Here is a 25,781-nt window from a genome sequence, read left to right on the forward strand (position 1 = left end):
ACGGCCCTCACCGCGCAACGGACACGCACTACAAGGTCCGTCGCCATGAAATCCATCGCCGTTGCCTCGCTGTTGCTGCTCTGCGCCCCGCTTGCCGCGCTGGCCCAGACCCAGCCGCTGAATCTCAAGCTCAAGGACGACACGCGCTTTTCCGGCGCGGGCGATCCGCCAGGCACCTATTACGGCGACCACAGCGGCCCGGCCGTGGAAGCCGACCCGGCCAGTCCCGCTTCGGAACTGGACGATGGCAAGGCCCACCTGCATGGCACGTTCACCACCGGGGTCGGGTATTCCAAGGGTTACGGCAGCAGCACCTACAACGCCGCCGACCTCAGCGTGGCCAAGGCCTTCACCAGCGACGAAGGGCGTACCAGCGTCATGCGCATGGACATCCACGTCAGCAAAAGCGACGGTCCCTTCGGCGGCGGCCCCTATGAGGGCTACTACGGGCGGCCTTACCCGGGCCCGCGCTCGGCCTCGGGCGCGGCGATGCATTGGTCGGCACAAGACGAGGCCCCGTGACAATGTGGACAGATCGGCCCCGATCTGAACGCCCCGCTCAGCCTGGACGTTGACCCAGCGCGCGCCGCGCCGCGACAATCGATGACAGAAGGGGAGTAGCTCCCACGCGCTGAGATCGTCATGACGGGCCCTGTGCCCCGGTCCAGCGGCAACCGCGCCGTGATCCACGGCCGGCTGTGAGCGAGACCTTCGCCGCAACGGCGAAGGTGTGTGCCCCGGAACTTCCCCTTGGAAGACCTCCTCCGCGCAGACTGGCGCCCTCGCGTTCCCCCTTGGCTTACGCGTGGAGAAACGACATGCAGACGATTGCAAACCCCTGGCTCTGGGGCGGATTCGTGGTGGTGGTGATCGCCGCCCTGCTGGCCGACCTGGTGCTGATGCGCCACGGCGGGCCGCACAAGGTCACCTTCAAGGAGGCGGTGTGGTGGTCGCTGGGCTGGGTCGCCCTGGCGTTGGCCTTCAACGGCGGGCTGTGGTGGTACCTGCGCGAGGCGATGGACATCGCCAGTGCCAATCGCATCGGTCTGGAATTCCTGACCGGCTACTTGGTCGAGAAGTCCCTGGCGGTAGACAACATCTTCGTCTTCCTGATGGTGATGAGCTACTTCGCCGTGCCCGAGGAGCAGCGCCAGCGGGTGCTGGTGATCGGCGTGCTGGGCGCCATCGTGCTGCGCGCGGTCATGATCTTCGCCGGCGCGGCGCTGCTCAACCAGTTCCACTGGCTGCTGTACGTGTTCGGCGCGTTCCTGCTGTTCACCGGCATCAAGATGTGGTTCTCGGCCGGCAGTGAGCCGGACCTGGAAACCAATCCGGCGCTGAAATTCATGCGCAAGCACCTGCGCCTGACCGATGGCTACGAAGGCAACGCGCTGTCGGTCGTACGCGATGGCCGGCGTTGGTTCACCCCGATGTTCGCGGTGCTGATCCTGATCGCGGTGACCGATGTGATCTTCGCGGTGGACTCGATCCCGGCGATCTTCGCCATCACCACCGACCCGTTCATCGTGCTGACCTCCAATGTGTTCGCGGTGCTGGGCCTGCGCGCGATGTTCTTCCTGCTGGCCGGCATGGCCGACCGCTTCCACCTGCTGCCCTACGGGCTGGCGGTGATCCTGGTCTACATCGGCACCAAGATGCTGGTCATCGACCTGGTCAAGATCCCGGTGCTGGTCTCGCTGGGCGTGGTGTTCGGCATCCTTGCCATCACCGTGTGGCTGAGCCTGGCAAGGCCGCCAAAGCCTGCATCGGAAAACTGAAAGCGGGTTTGATGCACACGCATCGCGTTGCGACGTTCCATGGACGGGAACGTCGCAACGCTTGTTTTCGGCCCGGGCTGCCGCCATCGAAGCGGGCATGGACGCCTACCATCCCGATGATCCGCGCCACGATGCGGCTGCCCAGGCGCGCGCCGACCGGCGGCGCCTGCTGCGTGCGTTCAATGCGGCGCTGGCCTTCGTGGCGGTGCTGGTCCTGGCGTACTCGGCGCAAGGCAGCTTCGACTGGCGCCCTTATGCCATCGCGCCGCACAGCGCGCAGGGACTGATCGGCATCCTTACCGCGCCGCTGCTGCACGGTTCGGTCGAGCACATCACCTCCAACGCGATCGCCTTGCTGATGCTGGGCACGCTGGCGGGCAGCGTGTATCCCAAGGCCACCTTGCGCGCGATTCCGCTGTTGTGGCTGGGCGCGGGCCTGGGGGCATGGTGGCTGGGCCAGGCCGGGACGCGCCATCTGGGCGCCAGCGGCCTGGGTCACGGGCTGATGTTCCTGGTGATCGGGTTGGGGGTGCTGCGCCGCGACCGCGCCGCGATCGCCACCGGCTTCATCGCCTTCCTGTTCTATGGCGGCATGCTGTTGACGGTGCTGCCGCGCGAACCGGGGGTGTCCTGGCAGGCCCATCTGGGGGGCGCGGTGGCCGGGCTGCTGGCGGCCTGGTGGTTCCGTCGCGCCGACCCGCGCCTGCCACGCAAGCGCTACAGCTGGGAGCTGGAGGAAGAACAGGTGCTGGCCGACGAGGCCGACATGCTGGAACCGCCCTCGCCACGCGACGTGCCCGTGCTGTGGGAACGCCCGACACCGCCGCGTGGCGTGGTGCTGCCGTTTCCTGCGCCGACCGCGCCGCGGCACGCGCCGGATGACAGACCACCGCGACTGGACTGACATGGCTTGGCAGACTGCGTGCAACCCGCGCACGATGCGGGGCGCATCTTCCTGTCGCGCAGAGCGCGTCTCAATCCATCTTGGGGATTCGACTGCTTTCCGGGCGGCTCATCGGCAGGGCTCCAGCGGAGCAAGCTCCGCTCTCCATGACATGCGATGGCAGGAGCCTGTCAGGAAGCGCACAACACCCTCTAGACTTGCCGGCGTGCTTCTTGCCGGTCTTTGACGATGATGCTCCGCTACCTGGGCTGGATTGCGGCCCTGCTGATCCTGGTCCTCAGCGTGATGCTGGCGATGCATTGGCCAGGATGGTGGTGGGTCGCCGCCATAGCCGCCGCGCCCAGCGTGCTGGGACTGGTCGACGTACTGCAGCGGAACAGCACCTTGCGCCGCAACTATCCGGTGCTGGCCCATTTCCGCTATGGACTGGAGTCGATCGGGCCGGAGATCCGCCAGTACTTCGTGCAGAGCGACCTGGACGATGTGCCGTTCTCGCGCCAGCAGCGCGCGCTGGTCTATCGCCGGGCCAAGAACGTCATGGACGTGGTGCCCTTCGGCACGCTGCGCAGCACCTACGCCCCGGAATACGAATGGATCAACCATTCGCTGGCGACCACCGACGTGCACCACCACGATTTCCGCGTGACCATCGGCGCGGGTCGACCCAAGCCGTACTCGGCCAGCGTGTTCAACATTTCGGCGATGAGCTTTGGCGCGCTGTCAGCCAACGCGATCCGCGCGCTCAACACCGGCGCGGCGCGTGGCGGCTTCTACCATGACACCGGGGAAGGAGCGATCTCGCCCTACCACCGCGAGGGCGGTGGCGACCTGGTGTGGGAGATCGGCTCGGGCTACTTCGGCTGCCGCGACGCGCACGGCCAGTTCGACGCGGAGAAGTTCACCGCCAATGCCACCCTCGAACAGGTGCGCATGATCGAGATCAAGCTCTCACAGGGGGCCAAGCCCGGCCACGGTGGGGTGCTGCCGGCAGCCAAGGTGACCCAGGAAATCGCGGACACGCGTGGCGTCGCGCTCGGCCAGGACTGCGTGTCGCCCTCACGTCACTCGGCGTTTTCCACGCCGCTGGAGCTGCTGCAGTTCGTCTCGCGCCTGCGCGAGCTGTCCGGTGGCAAACCGGTGGGCTTCAAGCTGGCCATCGGCCACCCATGGGAATGGTTCGGCATCGCCAAGGCCATGCACGAAAGCGGCCTGCTGCCGGATTTCATCGTGGTCGACGGGGCCGAGGGCGGCACCGGTGCGGCGCCAATGGAGTTCGTCGACCACATGGGCGTGCCGATGCAGGAAGCGCTCATGCTGGTCCACAACACCTTGGTGGGCCTGTCGCTGCGCGAGCAGGTCAAGGTCGGCGCGGCCGGCAAGGTCACCAGCGCCTTCGACATCGCCCGGACCCTGGCCATGGGCGCGGACTGGTGCAACGCCGCGCGCGGCTTCATGTTCTCGCTGGGCTGCATCCAGTCGCTGAGCTGTCACACCGACCGCTGCCCGACCGGGGTGGCCACGCAGAACCCCGCGCGCTGGCGCCACCTGGACGTGCCGGACAAGGCCACGCGCGTGCACCAGTACCACACCAACACCTTGCGCGCGCTGGCCGAACTGCTGGGCGCGGCCGGGCTGGAAGACCCCGCCGAACTGGGCCCGGAGCACATCGTGCGTCGCGTGTCGGCCGTGGAGATCCGCGCGCTGTCGTCGCTGTACCGTTTCCTGGCGCCCGGCGATCTGCTGGGCGGCAACCTGCCCGAACACTCGGTGTTCCAGCAGTTCTGGCCCGATGCGCGCGCCGACTCGTTCCAGGCCCCGGCCCGCATCCGCGACCTGCGCCTGAGCAAGTCGCGTTGAACCCATCGACCTCCCTCCCGGCACGCCCGTTGTCCCTGCCCCGCCAATCCTCGCCCCACCACCGGAGATCCCCCCTGTGACCGCAGCCTTGCGCGCGGCCGTGCTGGCCGTTGTCCTGATCGCCCTGTCCGCCTGCACCAGCACGCCGCCGCCAGCGGCGGCCCCGGCACGACCGATCAAGTTGATCGGCTATGTGACCAACGGCAAGACCCTGCCGCCGATCAGCGCGCGCAAGCTGGACGTGATCAACTTCGCCTTCGCCGTGGTCGATGCGCAGCATCGCGTGCACCTGCCCGATGCCGACGGCCCACGCACGTTGGACGGGCTGGTCAAGCTGCGCGGCGACAACCCCGAGCTGAAGATCGTGCTGTCCATCGGCGGCTGGAGCGCGGGACATTTCTCCGAGGCGGCCGCCACGGCGCAGTCACGCCAGGTGTTCACCGACACGGCCATGGCCCTGCTGCGCGCCCATGACCTGGACGGCCTGGACATCGACTGGGAGTACCCGACCCTGGACGATGCCGGCATCAGCGCCAGCCCCGACGACACCGCCAACTTCGCCGCGTTGCTGGGCCGGCTGCGCGAGGCGCTGGACGCCGAAGGCCGCGCGCGTGGGCGCCACTACGTGCTGAGCATCGCCGCGGCCGAGGGCCGCTTCGCCTCCGGCCTGGACCTGCCGCGGATCACGCCGCTGCTGGACTGGATCAACCTGATGACCTACGACTTCCACGGCAGCCTGACCCCAACCACTGGCCATGCCGCTGGCCTGGGCGCCTCGACGCTGGACCCGGCCCATGCGCGCAACGGCATCGCCGCGGTGCAGGACTTCCTCGACGCCGGCGTGCCGGCCGCCAAGCTCAACGTGGGCATGGCGTTCTACGGGCGCCGCTTCGGCGAGGTGGAGCCGGCCCAGCACGGGCTCTACCAGCGCTTCGCCAGCGATGGCGGCTTCATCTCCTACCGGGAGATCGTGCAGGGTCGGCTGACCGAACACGGATTCACCCGCTACTGGGATCCGGACGCACAGGCGGCGTGGCTGTGGAACCCAACCACCCGGCAGATGATCAGCTACGACGACCCACAGGCGCTGCGCGCCAAGGTGCGCTACGTGCGCGCGCATGGCCTGGGCGGGCTGATGTACTGGGAATACCGCGAGGACGACGGCGAGGCCCTGCTGGACGTGGTCCGCCAGGCCATCGACCAGCCGGCACCCTAGCGACCGGACACTCCGGCAAGGTCGGCCTCGGCCTCACGCCCCCCTGAACGGAGGCCCGGTAGGGTAGGCCGCCGCCCGGCCGCTCCCGGAGCCCCCTTTGGCCCTTTTCGAAACCCTGGTCGTGCTGCTGTTCGGCGCCGCGCTGCTTTCGCAGCTGGCGCGGCGACTCGGCCTGCCCTATCCGACCCTGGTCGCGGTCGCCGGCACCGCGGCCGCGGCGCTGCCATGGGTGCCGCAAGTGGGCATCGACCCGCGCCTGGCCCTGGTGCTGTTCATCGCCCCTGCCCTGCTATCGGCCGCCTATGACACCTCGCCCCACGAGCTGCGGCACAACTGGTTGCCGCTGACGGCGCTGGCGGTGTTCGCCGTGCTGCTGACCACGTTAGCGGTCGCCGCGCTGGCCGTGCATCTGGCCCAGCTACCGCTGGCCGCCGCCATTGCGCTGGGCGCGGTGGTGGCGCCGCCGGATGCCGCCGCCGCGCAGGCGGTGCTGGGCCGGATGAACCTGCCGCGCCGCACGATGGTGATCCTGCAGGGCGAAAGCCTGTTCAACGATGCCATCGCGCTGGTGCTGTTCGGTGGCGCGGTGGCGGTGATGCAGGGCACCGAGCATCCGGTACTGTTCGGCGCCACCCTGCTGCTGGAAGTCCCTGGCGGCGTGTTGCTGGGCCTGGCGGTGGGCTGGGTGTATGCGCGGGCGGGCCGGCTGTGGTCGGGCAGCCAGAGCGCGACGATCTTCGAGTTCACCGGCACGTTCCTGGTGTGGATGGCCGCCGATCGGCTGCACGTCTCGCCGGTGCTGGCGGTGGTGGCCTACGCGATGCTGCTGGCGCGCTCGGCGCCGCAGCGCCAGCGCGTGCGCGACCGCATGCACTCCTATCCCATCTGGGATTCGGCGGTGTTCGTGCTCAACGTCATCGCCTTCCTGCTGATCGGCCTGCAGGCCCGCGGCATCGTCGCCGACCTGCCGCGCCCGCAGCTGTGGAAAGCGCTGGGCACGGCCGGGGCGGTGCTCGGCGCGGTAGTCGCCGTGCGACTGGTGTGGGTGCTGGTCTACCCGGCCCTGCTGCGACGTTTGATCCGCAGCCATACCGACGAAGGACACGGCAAGACCCGGGTGCGGCTGGTGGTCGCCTGGTCAGGCATGCGCGGCGTGCTGACCCTGGCCACCGCGTTGTCGCTGCCGCATGCGTTCCCTGGCCGCGACCTGATCGTGCTGTGCGCCCTGGCCGTGGTCTTGGGCACGGTGATCCTGCAGGGGGCCACGCTGGGCGCGCTGATCCGCTGGCTGCGGATCCCGGGCGACTCCACCACCGATCGCGCCATCGATCAGGCGCGCACGCACATGGAACAGGCCGGGCGAGAGGAACTAGAACGCATGGTCGCCGACCACAAACATCCAGAAGCCCTGCGGCGGGTGCGCGACTGGTACCGCACCCGTCCCGACCCGGCCGAAATCACCGCCAAGCGGACCCTGGTCCAGGCCGAGCGCCGCGCACTGAACGACCTGCATGCGCGAGGCGACCTGCCGGAAGACGCCTTCCAGTCCCTGCAACAGGAGTTGGACCTACGCGAACTGAGCCTGTCCGAGCCCGGCGCGCGCCGCATCGAGGAGGTCTGAAGGCCGAACGCCACGTGATCGCGGCGCTTGGACCCTCAGTTATAGACTTCCTCGATGTCGCTCACCTTGCCATCGTGGAAGATGATCTGGATGGTCTTGCGCGGCTGGTAGTACTCCCAGCGCTCGCCGACGTTGGCGCTGTAGTCGTTCTCCAGCTGGACCACGCGATCCGGCTTGCCAGCCACCTGCATCACCCGGCCCGCACCGTCGCCGGTGGTGACCAGCTTGTTGCCGAAACGCACGCTGCCCTGCGCCATCGCCGCGCCAGCCAGCAGGCACAGCGCCAAACCCAGCAGCATCCTGTTCATTGCGCATCTCCCTGCGATGTGTCGTGACCGGACCATCATGCGCCAGATCTCGCCGCAGAACCACGCCGGCAACGGGCGAGGTCCGGCGCGATTCCACCTGGCCGGATCAGGCCTTGGCCGGCAGCGCGGGCGCGGCGGTCGGCCGGCCCAGCGGGTCCAGGGCGATCATCACGAAACGGCCGCGCGTGCACAGCTTGCGCTCGCCGCTCAGCAGGTCCTCGGTGATCACTTCCACGTCCACGTTCATCGAGCTGCGGCCGACCTTGACGATGGTCGCGATGACCTCCACCAGGTCGCCCTTGCGGATGGGCTGGTTGAAGTCCACCTGCTCCGAGCGCGCGGTGACCACCGTGGTGCGCGCATAGCGCGAGGCCACGATGAAGGCAGCCATGTCCATCCAGGCCAGCGCCTGGCCACCGAACAGGGTCCCCAGATGATTGGTGTGGTCGGGAAAGACCATGTGCAGCAGGCGGGCTTCGGTCGGGCGCGGCTCGCCAGCGGGGACTTCGGACATCGGTGGGGCTCCTGGTGGGGTGGGACGCCCCATTGTCACCCAGGCTCAGCTGGCGCAGGCCTAGGCCGGCGCGGCGGCCGTGCCCGCCGGGGCCACCAGCACGCGGTTTCGACCTTGGCGCTTGGCCCGGTAGAGCGCGTCGTCGGCACGCCGCAACAGATCGGTCGGCGACTCGCCCGGCTCCAGCCAGGCCACGCCGACCGAGCAGGTCACCGTCAGGCTCCGCCCATCGATGGCCAGCGGACGCGCACCGACCGCGTCGTGCAAGGCCTGCAGGCGCTGCGACGCAGGGGCCACCAGGCCGGGCATGACCGCGAGCAGTTCTTCGCCGCCATAGCGCCCGACCGTGTCCGACCCGCGCATGTTGCGCGCCAGGCGATCGGCCACGCCGGAGAGCACCGCGTCGCCGACCAGATGGCCATGCGTGTCGTTGACCAGCTTGAAGTGGTCCAGGTCCAGCAGCGCGATCGCCAGCGGCAGGCCCGCGCTGTGCGCACGTGCAGCCTCCAGCGCCAGCTGTTCGAGAATGGAGGTGCGGTTGCGCAGGCCGGTCAGGCCATCATGCGTGGCCTGCTCGTGCAGGGCGGCGCGAGCCAGTTCCAGCGCGCGCTTGTCGGCCTCCAGCTCGGCGGTACGCGCTGCCACCAGCCTTTCCAAGGCGCGCTTGCGCGCCATGATCGCGCGCATGCGCCAGTGCCAGACCGCCGCGATCACCCCGGCAAACAGCGCCAGCCACGCGAGCAGCGCCGGCGCGCTGCGCCACCATGGCGGGCGCAACTTGAAGGCGAAACTCGCCACCGGGGACTGTGTGCGGCGGGCCAGGTTGATCGCCTGCACCTCGATCACCTGCTCGCCATCGCCCAGGGCGGGAAAGTCCAGGGTGCGCGAGCTGGTCTCGATCCACGCATCCTGGCGCCCGCGCAGGCGATAGCGGAAACGCAGCAGGTCCGGCCCTGCCATGCTGCCGGGCGTGGACAGGGTCACGCGCACCGGCAGCTGGCCCCAAGGCAGGGTGGCGCCCGGCGTCACGCCAGCACCGCCCCGCTCGACCCGCGCGATGCGCAGGGTCACCGGGCGCTGCGCAAGTAGCCTGTCCGGTTGCAGGAGATGGCTCACGCCGCGCGAACTGCCGACCCAGACCGAACCATCGGCGTCCTCGAAGAACGCGCCTTCGGAGATGTCCTCGCTGATCAGGCCATCGGTCTCGCTCAGGCCGGTCCAGTGGCCGTTCTCCAGCACGTTCACCCCGGAACTGCCCCCGACCCACAGCCGACCCTGGCGGTCGTGGCGAATGAAATACGGCAGCGAATCGCGCAGCAGCGGGTCGTCGACCGCGGTGAGCTGCAAGGTGTCGTCGTCGCGCATTGGGCCGCGGAACAGGCCGGCATCGTCCACCGCCGCCCACAGCACCCCGTCGCGGCCGATGGAGAGTTTGTCGAACAGCAGGTTGGGCATCTTTCCGCTGATCCGGATCGGGATGACGGTCTGCCCATCCAGCCGCATCAGCCCGCTCTTGCCGGCAAACCACAGGCGCCCGCGCGCATCCTCGGCCACGTCGCCGAAGCTGACCTGCGGCAGGTCGGTGAAACGACGCGGCTGCGGATGGGCCGGGTCGTCGATGACGTACACCCCTTCGGTGGTACACAGCCACAACCGCCCACGCCGGTCGAACAGCATCCTGCGCAAGCGGTGCGGCAGCGTCGTCACGATCGTCACTTGCCCGTGCGCCAGGCGCAGCAGGTCGCCTCGGTACAGCGCGACCCACACCGCACCGTCCGGCCCCAGGGTCAGGCCGAACACGTCGCGGACCGGCGTCTGCAGCGCGGTTGCGACCGGCTCGATGGTCGCAGCGCCAGGCGCCAGGCGATAGATGCCGCGCTCGTTGCCAAACAGCATGCCGCCCTGCCGGTCACGGACCAGCGCCCAGTTCGGCAGGCCCTTCAAGCCATTGGCAGCGCTCCAGTTCTGGATGGCGCTGTAGCCGCGCCAGCGCAGGATCCCAAGGCCGCCGTAGGACACCCACAGCGCACCATCGGCACTGGCGAGCATGGCATTGGGCGGCATGTCGGGCAGGCCGTTGCGGGTGTCCAGCGTGTCCCAGCCAGCGCCGTTCCAGCGCAGGATGCCGCCGTCGCTGCGGGTCAACAGGCGGCCCAGGCTGTCTTCGGCCAGGTCCAGATGGCGGGTGGTGGTGGCCATCACGGCCGGTGCGGGGGCGGGATGGTCGACGAAGCGGACCGCCCCGGGCGCCAGCGACAGCACATGCAGCGGGCTGCGCGCCCACAACACGCCGTGCCGATCGCGCAGGAACGTGGTCCAGGCATCCTGGGGCACGCCATCGTCGACGGTGTAGACGCGCAAGGTGCCATCGGGGCCGCGTCGGCAGATCGTCTGCCCGCATCCCAGCCACAGCGTGCCCTGGTCCTGGTAGACCGCGCCCAGGTCTCCCAGCTCGGGCCAGCGCTGCGCGATCTCGGGCGTGAACAGCGCCGTGGCGCGCCAGCCGCCCCCGGGCGCGGCGCCGATGCGCCAGGCGCTTCCCTTGCTCAGCGCCACCGCGCCGTCGTCGAAAGCGGCCACCATGTGACCGGGGGCGAAGGGCATGGGCGCGCCCTGCGGATCGGTGATCCGCGCGGCCGCCTGGCCATCCCAGAAATACAGGTTGCCGGCCGTGGTCACCCACAGCCCATTGCCAAGGGGAGTGGGCGCGGCGTTCATCACATAGGCGTCGTCCAGCCCGGCGTCCGCACCCACCCGTTCGAAGCGCTCACCCTCGTAGCGATACAGGCCGCCGTAGGTGCAGGCCCAGACATTGCCGCGCGCATCGTCCACCAGGCAGTCGGCGCCCAGGCTGCGCAGGCCTTCGGCGGTGCCATAGGTGCGCAGTGAGGCGACCTGCGCCAACGCCGGTCCGCTCGCCAGCAGGCATAGCGCGATCGCGGCCGCGCGCCGGAGGCGATCGATGGCGGTGGCACGCGCCGGGGCGCGAGGGCAACGCATGACGGGCATGCAAGGTCCGGAAGGACGGATGTCTTTCCTCTAACGGCCCACCACGAGCGGACTTGAGCGCGGCAGTTCGCGCAAGCCGATGATTTGGCGGCCCTTCCCCTGTTCAGCTACGCCAGCCGCGCCTGGTCAGAACGCGTGGTCGAAGCCCACCTCGCCCTGCACGCCGACCTGGTAGGACGACACCCGGCGCTCGAAGAAGTTGGTCAGCTCCTGCACGTCCTGCAGCTCCATGAAAGGCAGCGGGTTGCGCACGTTGTACTTGCGCGCCATGCCCAGCTTGGCGAAGTGGTTGTCGGCGCAGTGCTGCAGGTACTGGCGCATGTCGCGGGTGGAGATGCCCGCCACGCCGCCAGACAGCACGTCCTCGGCGAACTGCAGCTCGCACTCGATCGCCTCTTCGAGCATGGCGTAGACCTGCTGTTTCATTTCATCGTCGAACAGGTCCGGCTCTTCCTCGCGCACCACGCGCACGCCCTCGAAGGCGAAGTTCATGTGGCAGCTCTCGTCGCGGAACACCCAGTTGGTGCCGCTAGCCAAGCCCGGCAGCAACCCGCGCGAACGGAAGTAGTACACGTAGGCGAAGGCGGCGAAGAAGAACAGGCCCTCGATGCAGGCGGCAAAGCAGATCTGGTTGAGCAGGAACTGACGGCGGTGTGCGCGCGTCTCCAGCTTGCGCAGGTCCTGGATGGTGTCCATCCACTTGAAGCAGAAGTCCGCCTTCTTCTTGATCGAGGGGATGTTGTCGACCGCGGCGAAGGCCTTGGCACGCTCGCCCGGGTCCGGCAGGTAGTTGTCCAGCAAGGTCAGGTAGAACTGCACGTGCAGCGCTTCTTCGTAGAGCTGGCGCGACAGGTACATGCGCGCTTCGGGCGCGTTGAGGTGCTGGTACAGGTTGAGCACCAGGTTGTTGGACACGATCGAATCGCCGGTGGCGAAGAAGGCGACCAGGCGGTGGATCAGGTGACGATCGGCCGGGGTCATCTTGTCGTGCAGGTCGGTGATGTCGATCTGGAAGTTGATCTCGTCCACCGTCCAGCTGTTCCTGATGGCGTCGCGGTACATGTCATAGAACTGCGGATAGCGCATCGGGCGCAGGGTCAGTTCAAAACCGGGATCGAGCAGCATCTGGCGGGGTTGGGCGGACATGGCAATCTCGTGATCGTTGGCGGCCCCGCCTTGTGGGCAGGGCCGCGATGAAAAGGAAGGTCCGCGCCGCACGCGGACCGCTGGCACTTCCCTGTGCCGGGAATATCCGTATTCCTTGCGTCCAGGTCGAAGGACTTACTGGCAGGCCTCGCAGGCCTCCGGGTTTTCCAGCGAGCAGCTCACCGCCTCGGTCGGCGTGTAGGCCGGCTTGGGGGCTTCGCTGGCGCCCTGGCTGAGGGTGGCCTTGGCGATGCGCGTGGCCGGGCGCGAGCGCAGGTAGTAGGTGGTCTTGATGCCGCGCTTCCACGCGTACATGTACATGGACGAGAGCGCGCCGATGTTGGGGCTTTCCATGAACAGGTTGAGCGAGGCGGACTGGTCGATGAAGGCGCCGCGCTCGGCGGCCATGTCGATCAGCGAACGCATCGGCAGCTCCCACGCGGTGCGGTAGACCAGGCGCAAAGCCTCGGGGATCTGCGCCACGCCCTGGATCGAACCTTCGGCCAGCTTGATCGCATCGCGCATCTCCGGGGTCCACAGGCCCAGCTTCTTCAGCTCGTCCACCAGGTAGCGGTTGACCTGCAGGAAGTCGCCAGACAGCGTCTCGCGCTTGAACAGGTTGGACACCTGCGGCTCCACGCACTCGTAGCAGCCGGCGATGGAGGCGATGGTCGCGGTCGGGGCGATGGCGATCAGCAGCGAGTTGCGCAGGCCGTGCTGCTGGATGCGCGCACGCAGCGCGTCCCAGCGCGCGGCGTCCTCGGGCACCACGCCCCAGGCGTCGAACTGCAGCTCACCCTGCGCGGCGCGGGTATCGGCGAAGGACGGATGCTTGCCGCGCTCGATGGCCAGCTCGCACGAGGTCTCCAGCGCGTGGAAGTAGATGGTCTCGGCGATCTTCTTGCTGATCGCGCGGGCCTCGGCGCTGTCGAAGGCCAGGCGCTTTTTGAAGAACACGTCCTGCAGGCCCATGCAGCCCAGGCCGACCGGGCGCCAGCGCAGGTTGCCGCGGCGCGCGGTCTCGATCGGGTAGAAGTTCAGATCGATCACCCGGTCCAGCTGGCGCACGGCCAGGCGCACGGTCTCGGCCAGCTTCTCGTAGTCGAAGTCGCCGTACTCGTCGAAGTGGCGCCCCAGGTTGATCGAGCCCAGGTTGCACACCGCGGTCTCCTCGGCCGAGGTGATCTCCAGGATCTCGGTGCACAGGTTGGACAGGTGGATCACGTTGCCCGCGCGCAGGGTCTGGTTGGACGCGGCGTTGCACTTGTCCTTGAAGGTCATCCAGCCGTTGCCGGTCTCGGCCAGGGTGCGCATCATCCGCGCATACAGCTTGCGCGCCGGCACCTGCTTGACCGCCTTGCCCTGGGTCTCGGCCTGCAGGTAGGCCTGCTCGAAGGCCTGGCCGTACAGGTCGGTCAGCTCCGGGGTGACCTTGGGATCGAACAACGACCACGGCTGGTCGGCTTCCACGCGGGCCATGAACAGGTCCGGCACCCAGTTGGCCAGGTTGAGGTTGTGGGTGCGGCGGGCGTCGTCACCGGCGTTGTCGCGCAGCTCCAGGAAGTCCTCGATGTCCGCGTGCCAGGTCTCCAGGTACACGCAAGCCGCACCCTTGCGCTTGCCGCCCTGGTTGACCGCCGCCACCGATGAATCCAGCGTCTTGAGCCACGGCACGATGCCGTTGGAATGGCCGTTGGTGGACTTGATCAGCGAGCCGCGCGCGCGTACCCGGCTATAGCTCACCCCGATGCCACCGGAGAACTTGGACAGCTGGGCGATGTCGCCGTAGCGCGCGTAGATCGATTCCAGCGAATCGCGCGGCGAATCCAGCAGGAAGCAGCTGGACAGCTGCTCGTGGGTGGTGCCGGAATTGAACAGCGTGGGCGAAGACGGCAGGTAGTCCAGGTGCCCCATGCGCTGGTAAAGCGCCAGCGCCTCGGGCACGTCCTCGCTCAGCGCACTGGCGATGCGCAGGAAGAACTGCTGCGGGGTCTCGATCACCTTGCGGGTATGCGGGTGGCGCAGCAGGTAGCGGTCGTACAGGGTGCGCAGGCCGAAGTACTCGAACTCGCGGTCCAGGTTGGCATCGATCGCGTCGTTGAGCTTGCGCGCGTTGGTCTGCACGAAGCCGAGCAGGCGGTCGTTGATCAGGCCGACCTCGTGGCCGCGGCCGATCGACTGGGAAAACGCATGGATTTCCTGCCCGGAGACTTCCTTGCCGATGAAGTTGGCCAGCAGGCGCGCGGCCAGGCGGCCGTACTCGGGCTCTTCGCCGATCAGCAGCGCGGCGGTGCGGATGGACAGCTCGTCCAGCTCCTGGGTGGTGGCCCCATCGTACAAACCGGAGATGGTGCGGGTGGCCACGCGCATCGGGTCCACCGCGTGCAGGCCTTCGGCGCAGCGCTGGATGGCGCGCACGATCTTGTTGAGGTCCACCGCCTCGTCCGAGCCGTTGCGCTTGGTCACGCGCATGACCGTGGCAGTGGGCGGCGAAGTCAGCGAAAAGGCGGCATCGGCCGGGCGCGCGGCCACGGCGGCATCGGTCTGGGTCACGGTTGTGGTCTCCATGCGTGGTGCACGTCCCGCCCCCGTCCCTCGACAGGCTTGGAGCGGCGTTGGGGTTCGAGCATGGGAAGGCGGCGTCGCAAAACCCGCGACCGCGCGAACATGCGTGGTCGGGCCTGCTTCACCAGCCATCTCCCCCTCGGAGACTCCGCGGCCGGCACCGCGCGATGTGCTTGCGCGCGGTTTGTCGGCAGGTCTTCGGACTCATGGGCGCGAAGGCGTCTGGCCTTCTCCTAATCCGCCGCTTCCCAAGGCCGAAAGGCCTCAGTGCTGTGTGGCGGGGTCGTTCCCAAATACCGCTGCGGGGCAGTGCCGGAGTGGGCCGTCATGGCCGCACCGGCTTCCCTTTTCATCCGGGGAGTAGCGTTCCCCGGAACCGACGACCCCAAGATAGTGGGGTGGGTTCACCCCGTCAACGCCAAATATTGTGGATAACCTGTGGGAGAACGCGGCCAATACCAATGCCGGCGCGGGTTTGCGCGTCTTTACGGGAGACGACTGCGGTTGACGCGCCCTTGGCGCGCGGTGCCTGATGGTCGTCAGGCACCTCACCCCCGGGCGACGGCACCCGGCGCGCCCCTGCGCCCCCGCCCCTTTCCAGAGCGCCTGTTTCCATGCATGACGACGCCTTCCCGCGCGGCCCTTCGACCCTGCGTCGCGCCACGCCCTTCCTGCTCGCGCTGGTCGCGGTGCTGCTGGCCGGATGGGCGGTGCAGGCCGTGCTGGTGCGCTGGGACGAGGACGCTGGCCTGCGCCAAGCCCTGCGCGATGGCCTGATGTGCGCCGCCGCCACGGCCCTGGGTGCCCTGCCCGTGTTGGGCATCCGCCGCCTGCCGCAGCGCCTGGCCGACGGCCTGATGGGCTTCGGCGCCGGGGTGATGCTGGCGGCCACGGCGTTCTCACTGATCGTGCCGGGGCTAGACGCCGCACGCGACCAGGGCTTTGCCGGGATCGGCGCCGGGGCGGTGATCAGTGCCGGCATCGTGCTGGGCGTGGGCATGATGCTGCTGATGGACCGCGCCGTGCCGCACGCGCACCTGGACCAGCAGGGCCGCACCACCCGCCAGGTCAGCGGCCGGCTGGCCCAGTGGCTGCCGCCGCAGGTGATGCTGTTCGTCTTCGCCATCACCCTGCACAACATCCCCGAGGGCATGGCCGTGGGCGTGGCCTCCGGCTCGGGCATGCAGGGTGCGGACACCTTCAGCCTGGCCATCGCCCTGCAGGACATTCCCGAGGGCCTGGTGATCGCCCTGTCGCTGGCCACCGCCGGGGTACATCGCGGGCGGGCGGTCCTGATCGGCATGCTCTCGGGCCTGGTCGAGCCCGTCGGCGCGGTGCTCGCCGCGCTGGCGGTCAGCGCGTTCTCCACGCTGCTGCCCTGGGGGCTGGCCTTCGCCGCCGGGGCAATGCTGTTCGCGGTCAGCCACGAGGTCATCCCCGAGTCGCATCGCAATGGCCACGAGACCTGGGCCACCGTCGGCCTGACCCTGGGCTTCTGCCTGATGATGGTGATGGATACCGGGCTGGGCTGATCAACGCCCCGGTTTCAGGGCATGCCCTAGCCCGGCGGCCCGAAGACCGTCAGCCATACCTCCCGCACCGAACGCGCGCGGCGCAGGTCGGCGAACATCTCGACCCAGGCGTGGAAGGCGATCCGCACCGGGTTGTGGCTGCGTACCGGCTCGACCAGCCCGTAGCGCAGCGGCACCTCGGGCAGCGCGCGGCGGAAGCTGCCGAACATCCGGTCGAACACGATCAGCACCCCGCCGTAATTGCAGTCCAGGTACTCCGGGTTGCTGGCGTGGTGCACGCGGTGGTGCGCGGGGGTGTTGAACACGTATTCGAACCAGCGCGGCAGCGTGCCGATCAGTTCGGTGTGCAGCCAGAACTGGTAGGTCAGGTTGAGCGCCAATGCGCCCACCACCACCGGCACCGGAAAGCCCAGCCACACCAGCGGGGCGAAGCACACCGCCGCGGCGGTGATCTGCCCGGTCCAGCCCAGCCGATAGGCCGACGCCAGCGTGTACTGGTTGGGCGAATGGTGCACGGCGTGGTTGAGCCAGAACCAACGGATGCGATGGTCGGCCCGGTGCATCCAGTAGTAGCAGAACTCCACGCCCACGAAGAGCGCCAGCCACTGCCACCATGCGTCCATGGCCAGGCTCGCCACGCGCCACTTGGCCACGGCCAACAGCACCACCCCGACCAGCCCGCCCTGCAGCACACGGCCGATCAATCCGCGCACTACCGCATCGGCCAGCGAGGCCCAGTACGACTTCCAGTCGTACGCGTGGCCGCGGCGGATGCGCAACCAGGCCTCGATGGCGGCCAGGAGCGGCAGGATCAACGGGATGACCAGCAACCAGCGCGGGGAAGCCAGACTCAGCATGACGCGTCCCTCGGAAGGCGGGCGCGTCCTTGCGCCGTGTCAGGGTTCATTGACCGGCCTGGCGCTGCTTGAACTTCTGGCCGACCGCCTGCAGCTCGGCTTTCGACAGGCGACCGTCACCGTCGGTGTCGATCCGGTCGAAGCCACGCTTGAGCCGTGGCAGGTCGGCCACTTCACTGCGCTCCAGGTAGCCATCGTGGTTGGCGTCGGCCTCGGCCAGGCGCTGGACGACCTGCTCGGCGCTGGGCACGGCCTGGGTCTGGGCCTGGGCCAGGACCGCCACGGCCACCAGCGCCGCGGCGAGCGGGGTGCGGACAACGAGGGCATTGGGTTTCATTGAAAGACTCCTTGCGGCAAGGCCGCGGTCATCGGACCGGACCGCGTGGTGAGTTGATCGGGAACCAAGGCGGGAATTCAGTGGCAGGCGATCACTTCACCCGCGGCATTGGTGCAGGTACCGGTATGGGTCAGCTGGCCGTTGCTGTAGCTGGTCGAGCCGGCATAGCTGTTGCCGTTGGCGCCGGTGGCGTTGGTGTCGCGGCCACCGGAATAGGTGCCGTCGGCGTTCTTGGTGAAGCCGCCGGTCGAGCTGGCGCTGGCGCCGTTGGCGCCCTGGACCGACGCGCTGCTGGCGTGGCTGGCATTGCCGGCACCGTCGCGGCTGGTGCTGGAGCTGCGGCCTGCCGAGCCGTAGGCGTTCTGCACCGAGGCGCTGCTGGTCCGGCCGGCGCTGCCGTCGGCGTTGCGATAGCCATTGGCCTGGGCACTGGCCGTGCCGCCATAGACGGTGCTGGCGCTGGCCGAACGGCTGGCGGCGGCGTTGCCGTTGCCATCGCTCGTGAAATCGCGGCGGCGGGCGTAGCTGCCATTGACGCCACTGCCCGAGGCCTGGGTCTGGGCGGTACGTGCCCCGTTGTGGTTGCTCATCGAATGGGTGCGGGTGCGCTCGCGCGCACCGGCCTCGGCGACGGTGCCGGCAAACAGCGTGGTGACGGTCAGGGCGGACAACAGCAGGGCGGACTTGGAAGCGTGCATGGCGAAAACTCCTTGTCGTGGAAATCGCGCGGCAGCGGGATGCGTCGCGGTGAAGCCACGGTAGGCGCGCCCGCCCGGCAGGGTGTTTCGCAGGTGCCAGCAGATGTTTCAGGAGCGGTCGGTTGAAACATCTGCTTACAAGCCCGGCGCTGGCCGCATTTACGGCGCCCGGGACCGGGCGCGATAGTGCGGCACATGAACGAGATCACCGCCAAGCTGCTGCTGGTCGACGACGACCCCCGCCTGCGCGACCTGCTGCTGCGCTACCTGGAGGGCCAGGGTTTCGCGGTCAAGGGCGTGGGCGACGGCGCGCAGATGCGCCAGGCCCTGGACCGGGGCCACTTCGACCTGATCGTGCTGGACCTGATGCTGCCGGGCGAGGACGGCCTGGAGCTGTGCCGGCGCCTGCGCGGCCAGGGCGACACCACGCCGGTGGTGATGCTCACCGCCAAGGGCGATGAGATCGACCGCATCGTCGGGCTGGAGATCGGCGCGGACGACTATCTGCCCAAGCCGGTCAACCCGCGCGAACTGCTGGCGCGGATCCGTTCGGTCCTGCGCCGCACCCAGTCCATGCCGGGCGCGCCACGGGCCGACGGGGGCGTGGTGGCCTTCGGCGCGTGGCGCCTGGACCTGGGCACCCGCCAGCTCAGCCGCGACGGCGTGCCGGTGAAACTGACCACCGGCGAGTTCGCGGTGCTGTCGGTCCTGGCCCGGCACCCGCGCCAGCCGCTCTCGCGCGACAGGCTGATGAGCCTGGCGCGCGGGCGCGAGCACGAGGCCTTCGAGCGCAGCATGGATGTGACCATCGCCCGGCTGCGCAAGCTACTGGAAGACGATCCGCGCCACCCGGCCATCGTGCAGACGGTGTGGGGCGTGGGCTATGTCTTCGTCCCGCCCGAGGCGGTGGCATGACCGGTCCACGCAGCATGTTCGCCCAGTTGGCGCTGGTGATCGGCCTGGTCCTGGCCGGGGCCTGCGTGCTGGTGGTGGCGCTGGGCCGGGAGATGGCCGTCCGTCCGGCCGCCGACCAGCTGGCGCGGGCGATGCGCGGCTTCGCCGGGATCGCAGAGGAACTGGACCGCACCAGCTCGCACGAAGCCACGCTGCGATACCTGCGCGATGCCGGGCTGGACGTGCGCCAGCGTCCGCCGCCCGCCGCCACGCTGCGCTGGGCGCCGTTCCTGCGCGGCCTGCACAGCCGCTCGCAGGAATTGCTGGGACCCGATCACCGCGTGGTGCTGGCACACGAGCCCACCGGCGACCGGATGTGGATGCAATTGCACACCCAGCCGCAGGTGTGGGTGGCGTTCTCGGCTGGCCCGCTGCGCGTGGGGCGCCGACTTTCCATCGCCGTATTGGTGGGCTGCGCGCTGCTGACGTGGCTGGCGGCGGCCTACTTCGCCCAGCGTCTGGTCGCGCCCCTGCGCACCCTGGCCAACGCCGCGCCGGGGCTGGTGCGGGGCGAGACTCCCCCAACGCTGGAGGTCGGCGGCACGCGCGAGGTGCGCGAACTGGCCCAGGCGCTGACCCAGGCCAGCCGCGAGGCCCGCGCAGCCGCCGAGGAGCGTGCGGTGATGCTGGCCGGCATCTCCCACGACCTGCGCACGCCGCTGACGCGGGTGCAGTTCGCCGCCGAGCTACTGCCGGACACCGACCCGGAGCTGCGCGCCGGCATCAGCCGCGACATCGGCGAGATCGACGCGATCCTTTCCCAATTCATTGCCTATGCGCGCGATGGCCGCGACGAGGCGGCCGAGCCGCTGGACCTGGCCGAGGTCTGCCGCAGCGTGCTCGACGCCGCACCTGGGCACTGGGACATCCAGTGCCCGGAGACCGCGCCCCTGCGCGGCCGCCCGATCGCGGTGCGACGCGCGGTGGAGAATCTGGTGGTCAACGCCGCCCGGCATGGCGCTGCGCCCTTCTCGCTGCGCCTGGTCGAGGCCTGTGGCGCCTGGCAGGTCACCGTGTGCGACCACGGCATGGGCATGACGCCCGAACAGGCCGAGCGTGCGCTGCAGCCCTTCGTCCACGACCCCGCCGCTGGCGGCAGCGGCCTGGGGTTGGCCATCGTCGACCGCGTCGCCCGTCAGCACGACGGCAGCCTGGCGCTGCTGCCCAATACCCCGCACGGCCTGCGTGCGGTCCTGCGCCTGCGAGGCGCGTGAACCCCTGGACTCGACGACCATGCGCGCTGCCCACCTTGCCGGCCTGACCCTATTACTGCTTGTCCCTGCCCTGTTGCTGGCCCAGACCCGGGGCGAACGGCTCGGCGAGCGCCTGCGCGAACGCCTGGCTGAGCGCCAGACCGAGGCCGCCGGCCCGGCGGCCCTGCCGGCCGGCGCGCGCGTCCTGCGCGACATCGGCTACGGCCCGGACGCGGCCCAGCGCTACGACGTCTACGCCCCGGCCGGCGCGCGCAACCTGCCGATCCTGGTCATGGTCCACGGCGGCGCCTGGCGCACCGGCGACAAGGACAATCCGGGGCTGGCCACGCCCAAGGCCGCGTACTGGCTGCCGCGCGGCTACGTGCTGGTGGTCATCAACTACCGCCTGCTGCCCGCCGCCGCGCCGGCCGTCCAGGCGCGCGATGTCGCCGCTGCCATCGCCCACCTGCAGCGCCATGCCAGCGAATGGGGCGGCGACCCGGCGCGCACGGTGTTGATGGGGCATTCGGCCGGCGCGCATCTGGTGGCGCTGCTCGGTGCGGATGTCGACGCACTGCGCGAGGCCGGCGCGCAGCGTCCACGCGCGGTCATCGCCTTGGACAGTGCGGCGATGAACGTGGTGCAGATCATGCAGGCGCGCCATTTCCCACTGTACGACCGCGCCTTCGGCGACGACGCACAGGCCTGGACCGCGGTCTCGCCCTGGCACCACCTGTCCACCGCCTCGCTGCCGATGCTGGCGGTGTGTTCCTCGCGCCGCGACGACAGCTGCGCGCAGGCACGCGGCCTGGCGCAGCGTGCACAGCACTTTGGCATTGCCATCCAGGTGCTGCCCGAGGATCTGTCGCACATGGAGATCAATCGCACCCTGGGCGAAGCGTCCGACTACACCCGCGCGGTCGACGCCTATCTGGCCAATGCGGTGAGGTGAGGCGCGCCACGCGCGCTTCCCACACCTGACGGCGTTGCCAGCGCGCACCCTGCGGCGCGAGGTGCGCCGGTGTCACGCCATGTCGGCGCGTGGCTTGTTGGATATTTGAGAATCATTTACATTTGAGCGCTGTAGGCAGCCATCCCGGTGCCTGCCTTCGTGGTCGCCAACGACCACCGCCAGCCCGCTGCCTGGGCCAGCCTCCCACTCATCGCATCGCCGTGCGCTCGCCATTGCAGCGCGCGTCGCGCCTGCCTGTGCCTTCGAGGAATCCATGTCCACCGCTGCCGTTTCGCGTGCGCCCGTCGCGCCAATCCACTCCCCGCTCACCATCGCCCTGCTGCTGGCGCTGGGCCTGTGCGCCCCGCTCGCGCACGCCGCCGACGGCGAGACCGACGCCGAGGATCAGGCGCGCCGCCACGCACCCAAGACGCTGGACAACGTGCAGGTCACCGGTACGCGCGCAGTGCCGTCCACCACCACGCGCCTGCCGCTCAGCATCCAGGACACGCCACAGTCGGTGAGCGTGATCGGCCAGCAGCGGCTGGAGGACGAATCGATGTTCAGCATCAACGATGTGATGCGCAACATCACCGGGGTCAACGTGTCCTTCTACGACACCCAGCGCCCGCTGTATTTCGCGCGTGGCTTTCAGATCACCGATTTCCAGGTCGACAGCCTGCCGACCTACAGCGGCTCGACCAACCAGGAATACGACACCGCCTTCTACGACCGCATCGAAGTGATCCGGGGCGCCAACGGCCTGCTCAGCGGCGCCGGCATTCCCTCGGCCACGGTCAACCTGCTGCGCAAGCGCCCGGGCCGGGACTTCGATGCGTCGGTGACCGCCAGCGTCGGCAGCTGGGACTTCCGCCGCACGCAGGCCGACATCACCCTGCCGCTGAGTGCCGACGGTCGCTTCCGTAGCCGCTGGGTCGGTGCGTGGACCGATCGCGATTACTACTACGACCGCTACGAGGAAAACAAAAAGGCCGGCATGGCTGTGCTGGAAGGTGACCTGACCGACAGCACCACCGTCACCGTCGGCTACCAGCTCCAGGACAACAACCCGACCGGTTCGACCTGGGGCACGGTGCCCTTCTTCAGCTCCGACGGCGCCGATGCCAAGGTCTCGCGCTCGACCAACTTCTCACCGGCGTGGACGCGCTGGCAGCGCAAGACCAGCACCGCCTTCGCGAATCTGGAGCAGCGCTTCGGCGAGGACTGGCGGCTGAAGGTCAACTACGCCCACACCACCGGCGAGGTGCAGAGCCTGCGCGTGTACGGCAGCGGCTATCCCGATCCGGTGACAGGCGCAGGCACCTATCTGCAGGTCGGCGCGGGCGAGACCAACGACAGCCGCGATGCGGTCGATGTGTACCTGTCGGGCAAGTTCACGCTGTTCGGCCGGACCCATGACGTGGTGGTTGGGGGCAGCTGGCAGGACCTGCAGTCCACCGCGCCGGGCACCGCACTGGTGTATCCGGACGACTGGAAGACGATTGCCACGCCATACGGCGATGCGATCGGCTTTAACGTGCCCGACCTGTATCACTGGGACGGCGCCGCCGGCACGGTCACCTACCGCCACACCGGCGCCTGGCGCCAGGCCCGCACCAGCCAGCGCGGTGTCTACGCCTCGGCGCGTCTGCACCTGGCCGAGCCGCTGTCGCTGATCGCCGGCGCGCGATTGAGTTCATGGGAGACACGCACCCGCGCCTACGACACGTCCGGCAGCTATACCGACACCAGCGGCCGTTACAAGGTCAGCGACGAAGTCACGCCCTACGTGGGCGTGGTCTACGACATCGTCCCGGACGTGTCGGTCTACGCCAGCTACACCGAGATCTTCAATCCGCAGAACTACCGGGACAAGAACAACAACCTGCTCGCGCCGGTGGAAGGCTCCAACCTGGAGGCTGGCCTCAAGGCGCAGCTGTTCGAGGGCCGCGCGCTGGCTACCGCCGCGGTGTTCGAAGCCAAGCAGGACAACTACGCGGTGCTGGACACCACCCAGCCGCCCAACACGCTGCCGGACGGCAGCTCGGCCTACGTGGGCATCAACGGCACCAAGAGCCGGGGCTGGGAAGTGGATTTCAACGGCGAGCTGCGACCGGGCTGGACGCTCAACGCCGGCTATACCCACGTCAAGGTGACACGCGCACCGACCGATGCCATCTACGCCAATCTGCCCGAGGACTACCTGCAGCTGTCCACGCAGTGGCGCCTGCCGGGCACGTGGGATCGCCTGAGTCTGGGCGGCGGCGTGAGCTGGCAGAACAAGGTGCAGGGTTTCAACATCGAGCGGCCCAATGGCGATGACACCACCACGCCGGTCACCGTGACCCAGAGCGCCTACACGCTGGTCCACCTCAACGCCAACCTGCGCATCAACGACCAGTGGACCGCGACCCTGTCGGTGCGCAATGCGCTGGACAAGACCTACTGGGCCAACCTGGACTACAACAACTACGGGGAACCGCGCTTCGTATCGGCCAGCCTGCGCTGGCGATTCTGAGGGCGGAGCGCGCCGGACGTGGCGAGGACGCTCAGCGCGCCAGGGCCGCCTGCAGCAGCGGCAAGCCCTGGACCGCGGTGAGCGGCCAGTGCGCATCCACCGTCTCGCTCAGCGCGCTGCGGGCCGGATTGAGTTCGACCACGTAAGCGCCCTGGCGCCGGGCCAGCGCCGGCAGCGAGGCCGCCGGCTGTACCAGCCCGGAGGTGCCGACCACCAGCATCACCGCGCAACGCGTGGCGGCGACGGCGCGCTGCCAGGCGTCTTCCGGCAGGCTTTCGCCGAACCACACCACGCCTGGCCGCACATCGCCCTGGCAATACACGCAGGACGGCGGCGCGGCGCGCAGTGGGGCGGCCTCCGGCGTCAGCGGTTCCAGCAGGGCGTCATGGCCACGCCCACAGTCGAAGCAGCGCAACGCGAACAGGCTGCCGTGGACGTGCGCGGCCACCGTGCTACCGGCGCGTTCGTGCAGGTCGTCGACGTTCTGGGTGACCAGTTGCATGTCCACCGCATCCGCCATCCGCGCCAGCGCCAAGTGGCCCGCGTTGGGCCGGGCATTCGCGACGAGCGCCATGCGCCACCGGTACCACCCCCACACCAGGGCGCGGTCGGTGCGCCATGCGGTCTCGGTGGCCAGGGTCATCGGATCGAAGCGCGACCACAGGCTGTCGTGGGTCCCTCGGAAGGTGGGGATGCCGCTTTCGGCGGACATGCCGGCGCCGGTGACCACGGTCACCGCGCCGACCTGACCGATGCGGTGGGCCAGCTCGGTGGCCAGGGCTTGGCTCACTGAGCGGGACAGGGGCTGGCGCGCCCCATCAGCCGCTGCAGGCGCGAGGGCGCCTCGCAGGGGGGCGCCTTGGGCTGGGCCGCGGCGGCCGCGGCGGCGGCGCGTTCGTGACGCAGCTGGGCCAGGCGCGCCTTGATCTGCGGCATCGCTGCCAGCGCGGCCTTCTCACCGGCCAGGATGGCGGCGCTGCGCTGGGTGAAATCGGCCGGGCCGATGTCGCTGACCTGGGGCCGCACCACCACATCGGCGCGAGCCAGCTCCTCGCGCCCGGCGTGCTGACCCATGATGGCGATGGACTGGTTGACGATGCCCAGCATGCCCTCGGGCATGGTCCCGGAGGCCTTGCTGGAGATGTCCACGGCAATCACGAAGTCCGCGCCCAGCTGTTTGGCCGCGTCCACGGGCACCGGGCTGACCACCCCGCCGTCGACGTAGTGGTACTTGCCGATGCTCACCGGCTCGAACACCCCCGGGATGCTGCTGGACGCACGCACCGCCTGGCCTGTGTCGCCGTAGTTGAAGAACGTGCGCTGACCGTCCTCCAGACGGGTGGAGACGGCGACGAAGGGTTTCTTCAACTTTTGCATCGGGGTGTCATGCACCTGCGCATCCACGTAGTCCTGCAGCGCGCGGCCCTGCACCAGGCCGCCGGAGAACAGGCGCACATCGCGGATGGAGGATTCGTCCAGGGCCACGGCCTTCTCCTGCAGCTGGAACACATCCATGCCGCTGGCGTAGAGCGCGCCGACCACGCTGCCGGCGCTGGTGCCGGCCACCACGTCGGGTTTGATCCCGTTGGCCTCCAACATCTTGATCACGCCGATATGGGCAAAGCCCTTGGCCGCCCCGCCGCCCAGGGCCAGGCCGATCACCACCGGCTTGGCCGTCACCGAAGGCGGCGGCACCACGGTGGTGGTCGGTGGCGGGGTCTTGACCTGGGGACCGCCACAGGCCGAGAGCAGGGTGACGCACGCGGTGAGCAGCAGGCAGGTCAGGCGCGAAGCAGGCATGGCACGAAAGGCTGGGTGAAAG

General features: G+C 69.1%; 21 protein-coding genes and 1 riboswitch. Of the genes, 11 read left to right on the forward strand and 10 right to left on the reverse strand.

What is annotated here, in order from left to right; translation table 11 throughout:
- The first annotated feature begins 45 nt into the window (after positions 1-45).
- From PJ250_RS06610 to PJ250_RS06635, 6 genes are all read left to right on the forward strand, one after another.
- Positions 46-522 carry a hypothetical protein gene (locus PJ250_RS06610; RefSeq protein WP_271647792.1) on the forward strand — a complete coding sequence of 159 codons (477 nt, stop codon included), beginning with the start codon at positions 46-48 and terminating at the stop codon, positions 520-522.
- Positions 523-818: 296 nt separating this feature from the next.
- Complete coding sequence (locus tag PJ250_RS06615; RefSeq protein WP_271647793.1) at positions 819-1,778, forward strand: TerC family protein; 960 nt, start codon at positions 819-821, stop codon at positions 1,776-1,778.
- Positions 1,779-1,875: 97 nt separating this feature from the next.
- Positions 1,876-2,682, forward strand: a complete 807-nt coding sequence (locus PJ250_RS06620) for a rhomboid family intramembrane serine protease (protein WP_271647794.1) — start codon at positions 1,876-1,878, stop codon at positions 2,680-2,682.
- A gap of 231 nt (positions 2,683-2,913) precedes the next feature.
- Positions 2,914-4,539 carry an FMN-binding glutamate synthase family protein gene (locus tag PJ250_RS06625; RefSeq protein ID WP_271648560.1) on the forward strand — a complete coding sequence of 542 codons (1,626 nt, stop codon included), beginning with the start codon at positions 2,914-2,916 and terminating at the stop codon, positions 4,537-4,539.
- A gap of 76 nt (positions 4,540-4,615) precedes the next feature.
- A complete protein-coding gene (locus PJ250_RS06630; RefSeq protein ID WP_271647795.1) occupies positions 4,616-5,755 on the forward strand; it encodes a glycoside hydrolase family 18 protein in 1,140 nt (379 codons plus the stop codon).
- Between the two features lie 97 nt (positions 5,756-5,852).
- Entirely contained in the window at positions 5,853-7,376 is a 1,524-nt protein-coding gene (locus PJ250_RS06635) for a cation:proton antiporter (RefSeq protein ID WP_271647796.1), read from the forward strand.
- A 35-nt stretch (positions 7,377-7,411) separates the two neighbouring features.
- Here PJ250_RS06635 and PJ250_RS06640 read toward each other — a convergent pair whose 3' ends face one another.
- The 5 genes from PJ250_RS06640 to PJ250_RS06660 form a co-directional block, all read right to left on the reverse strand.
- Entirely contained in the window at positions 7,412-7,684 is a 273-nt protein-coding gene (locus PJ250_RS06640; protein ID WP_271647797.1) for a DUF2845 domain-containing protein, read from the reverse strand.
- A 106-nt stretch (positions 7,685-7,790) separates the two neighbouring features.
- Complete coding sequence (locus tag PJ250_RS06645) at positions 7,791-8,198, reverse strand: acyl-CoA thioesterase (protein WP_271647798.1); 408 nt, start codon at positions 8,196-8,198, stop codon at positions 7,791-7,793.
- Positions 8,199-8,258: 60 nt separating this feature from the next.
- The gene (locus tag PJ250_RS06650) at positions 8,259-11,198 is read right to left on the reverse strand and encodes a ligand-binding sensor domain-containing diguanylate cyclase (RefSeq protein ID WP_271647799.1); all 2,940 of its coding nucleotides are present in this window, start codon (positions 11,196-11,198) and stop codon (positions 8,259-8,261) included.
- A 135-nt stretch (positions 11,199-11,333) separates the two neighbouring features.
- On the reverse strand, positions 11,334-12,353 hold the full coding sequence (locus tag PJ250_RS06655) for a ribonucleotide-diphosphate reductase subunit beta (protein ID WP_271647800.1): 1,020 nt from the start codon (positions 12,351-12,353) through the stop codon (positions 11,334-11,336).
- Between the two features lie 135 nt (positions 12,354-12,488).
- The gene (locus PJ250_RS06660) at positions 12,489-14,921 is read right to left on the reverse strand and encodes a ribonucleoside-diphosphate reductase subunit alpha (RefSeq protein ID WP_271647801.1); all 2,433 of its coding nucleotides are present in this window, start codon (positions 14,919-14,921) and stop codon (positions 12,489-12,491) included.
- Between the two features lie 168 nt (positions 14,922-15,089).
- A riboswitch (cobalamin riboswitch) is annotated at positions 15,090-15,314 on the reverse strand.
- 218 nt (positions 15,315-15,532) lie between these two features.
- On the opposite strand from PJ250_RS06660, the gene PJ250_RS06665 reads away from it, so the two are divergent.
- On the forward strand, positions 15,533-16,450 hold the full coding sequence (locus tag PJ250_RS06665) for a ZIP family metal transporter (RefSeq protein ID WP_271647802.1): 918 nt from the start codon (positions 15,533-15,535) through the stop codon (positions 16,448-16,450).
- A 26-nt stretch (positions 16,451-16,476) separates the two neighbouring features.
- Here the strand turns inward: PJ250_RS06665 and PJ250_RS06670 are convergent, their stop codons facing one another.
- The 3 genes from PJ250_RS06670 to PJ250_RS06680 all read right to left on the reverse strand — a co-directional run bounded on the left by PJ250_RS06670 (position 16,477) and on the right by PJ250_RS06680 (position 18,342).
- Positions 16,477-17,307 carry a sterol desaturase family protein gene (locus PJ250_RS06670; protein ID WP_271647803.1) on the reverse strand — a complete coding sequence of 277 codons (831 nt, stop codon included), beginning with the start codon at positions 17,305-17,307 and terminating at the stop codon, positions 16,477-16,479.
- Between the two features lie 46 nt (positions 17,308-17,353).
- Positions 17,354-17,644: an EF-hand domain-containing protein gene (locus PJ250_RS06675; protein WP_271647804.1), complete on the reverse strand. Its 291-nt coding sequence runs from the start codon at positions 17,642-17,644 to the stop codon at positions 17,354-17,356.
- Positions 17,645-17,721: 77 nt separating this feature from the next.
- A complete protein-coding gene (locus PJ250_RS06680) occupies positions 17,722-18,342 on the reverse strand; it encodes a hypothetical protein (RefSeq protein WP_271647805.1) in 621 nt (206 codons plus the stop codon).
- 195 nt (positions 18,343-18,537) lie between these two features.
- Between PJ250_RS06680 and ompR the strand changes: the two genes are divergently transcribed.
- From ompR to PJ250_RS06700, 4 genes are all read left to right on the forward strand, one after another.
- Positions 18,538-19,257, forward strand: coding sequence for an osmolarity response regulator transcription factor OmpR (gene ompR / locus PJ250_RS06685; RefSeq protein ID WP_271647807.1), 720 nt, complete (start codon positions 18,538-18,540; stop codon positions 19,255-19,257).
- Positions 19,254-20,510, forward strand: a complete 1,257-nt coding sequence (locus PJ250_RS06690; RefSeq protein WP_271647808.1) for an ATP-binding protein — start codon at positions 19,254-19,256, stop codon at positions 20,508-20,510. Before ompR ends, PJ250_RS06690 begins: the two co-directional genes overlap by 4 nt.
- A 19-nt stretch (positions 20,511-20,529) precedes the next feature.
- Positions 20,530-21,441: an alpha/beta hydrolase gene (locus PJ250_RS06695; protein ID WP_271647809.1), complete on the forward strand. Its 912-nt coding sequence runs from the start codon at positions 20,530-20,532 to the stop codon at positions 21,439-21,441.
- A gap of 274 nt (positions 21,442-21,715) precedes the next feature.
- On the forward strand, positions 21,716-23,959 hold the full coding sequence (locus PJ250_RS06700; protein ID WP_271647810.1) for a TonB-dependent siderophore receptor: 2,244 nt from the start codon (positions 21,716-21,718) through the stop codon (positions 23,957-23,959).
- A gap of 31 nt (positions 23,960-23,990) precedes the next feature.
- On the opposite strand, the gene PJ250_RS06705 is transcribed toward PJ250_RS06700, so the two are convergent.
- On the reverse strand, positions 23,991-24,749 hold the full coding sequence (locus PJ250_RS06705; protein ID WP_271647811.1) for an SIR2 family NAD-dependent protein deacylase: 759 nt from the start codon (positions 24,747-24,749) through the stop codon (positions 23,991-23,993).
- Complete coding sequence (locus tag PJ250_RS06710) at positions 24,746-25,759, reverse strand: patatin-like phospholipase family protein (protein WP_271647812.1); 1,014 nt, start codon at positions 25,757-25,759, stop codon at positions 24,746-24,748. The genes PJ250_RS06705 and PJ250_RS06710 overlap by 4 nt, the downstream gene beginning before the upstream one ends.
- Positions 25,760-25,781 lie beyond the last annotated feature (22 nt).

Source organism: Pseudoxanthomonas sp. JBR18 (assembly GCF_028198165.1).
Classification (GTDB): Bacteria; Pseudomonadota; Gammaproteobacteria; order Xanthomonadales; family Xanthomonadaceae; genus Pseudoxanthomonas_A.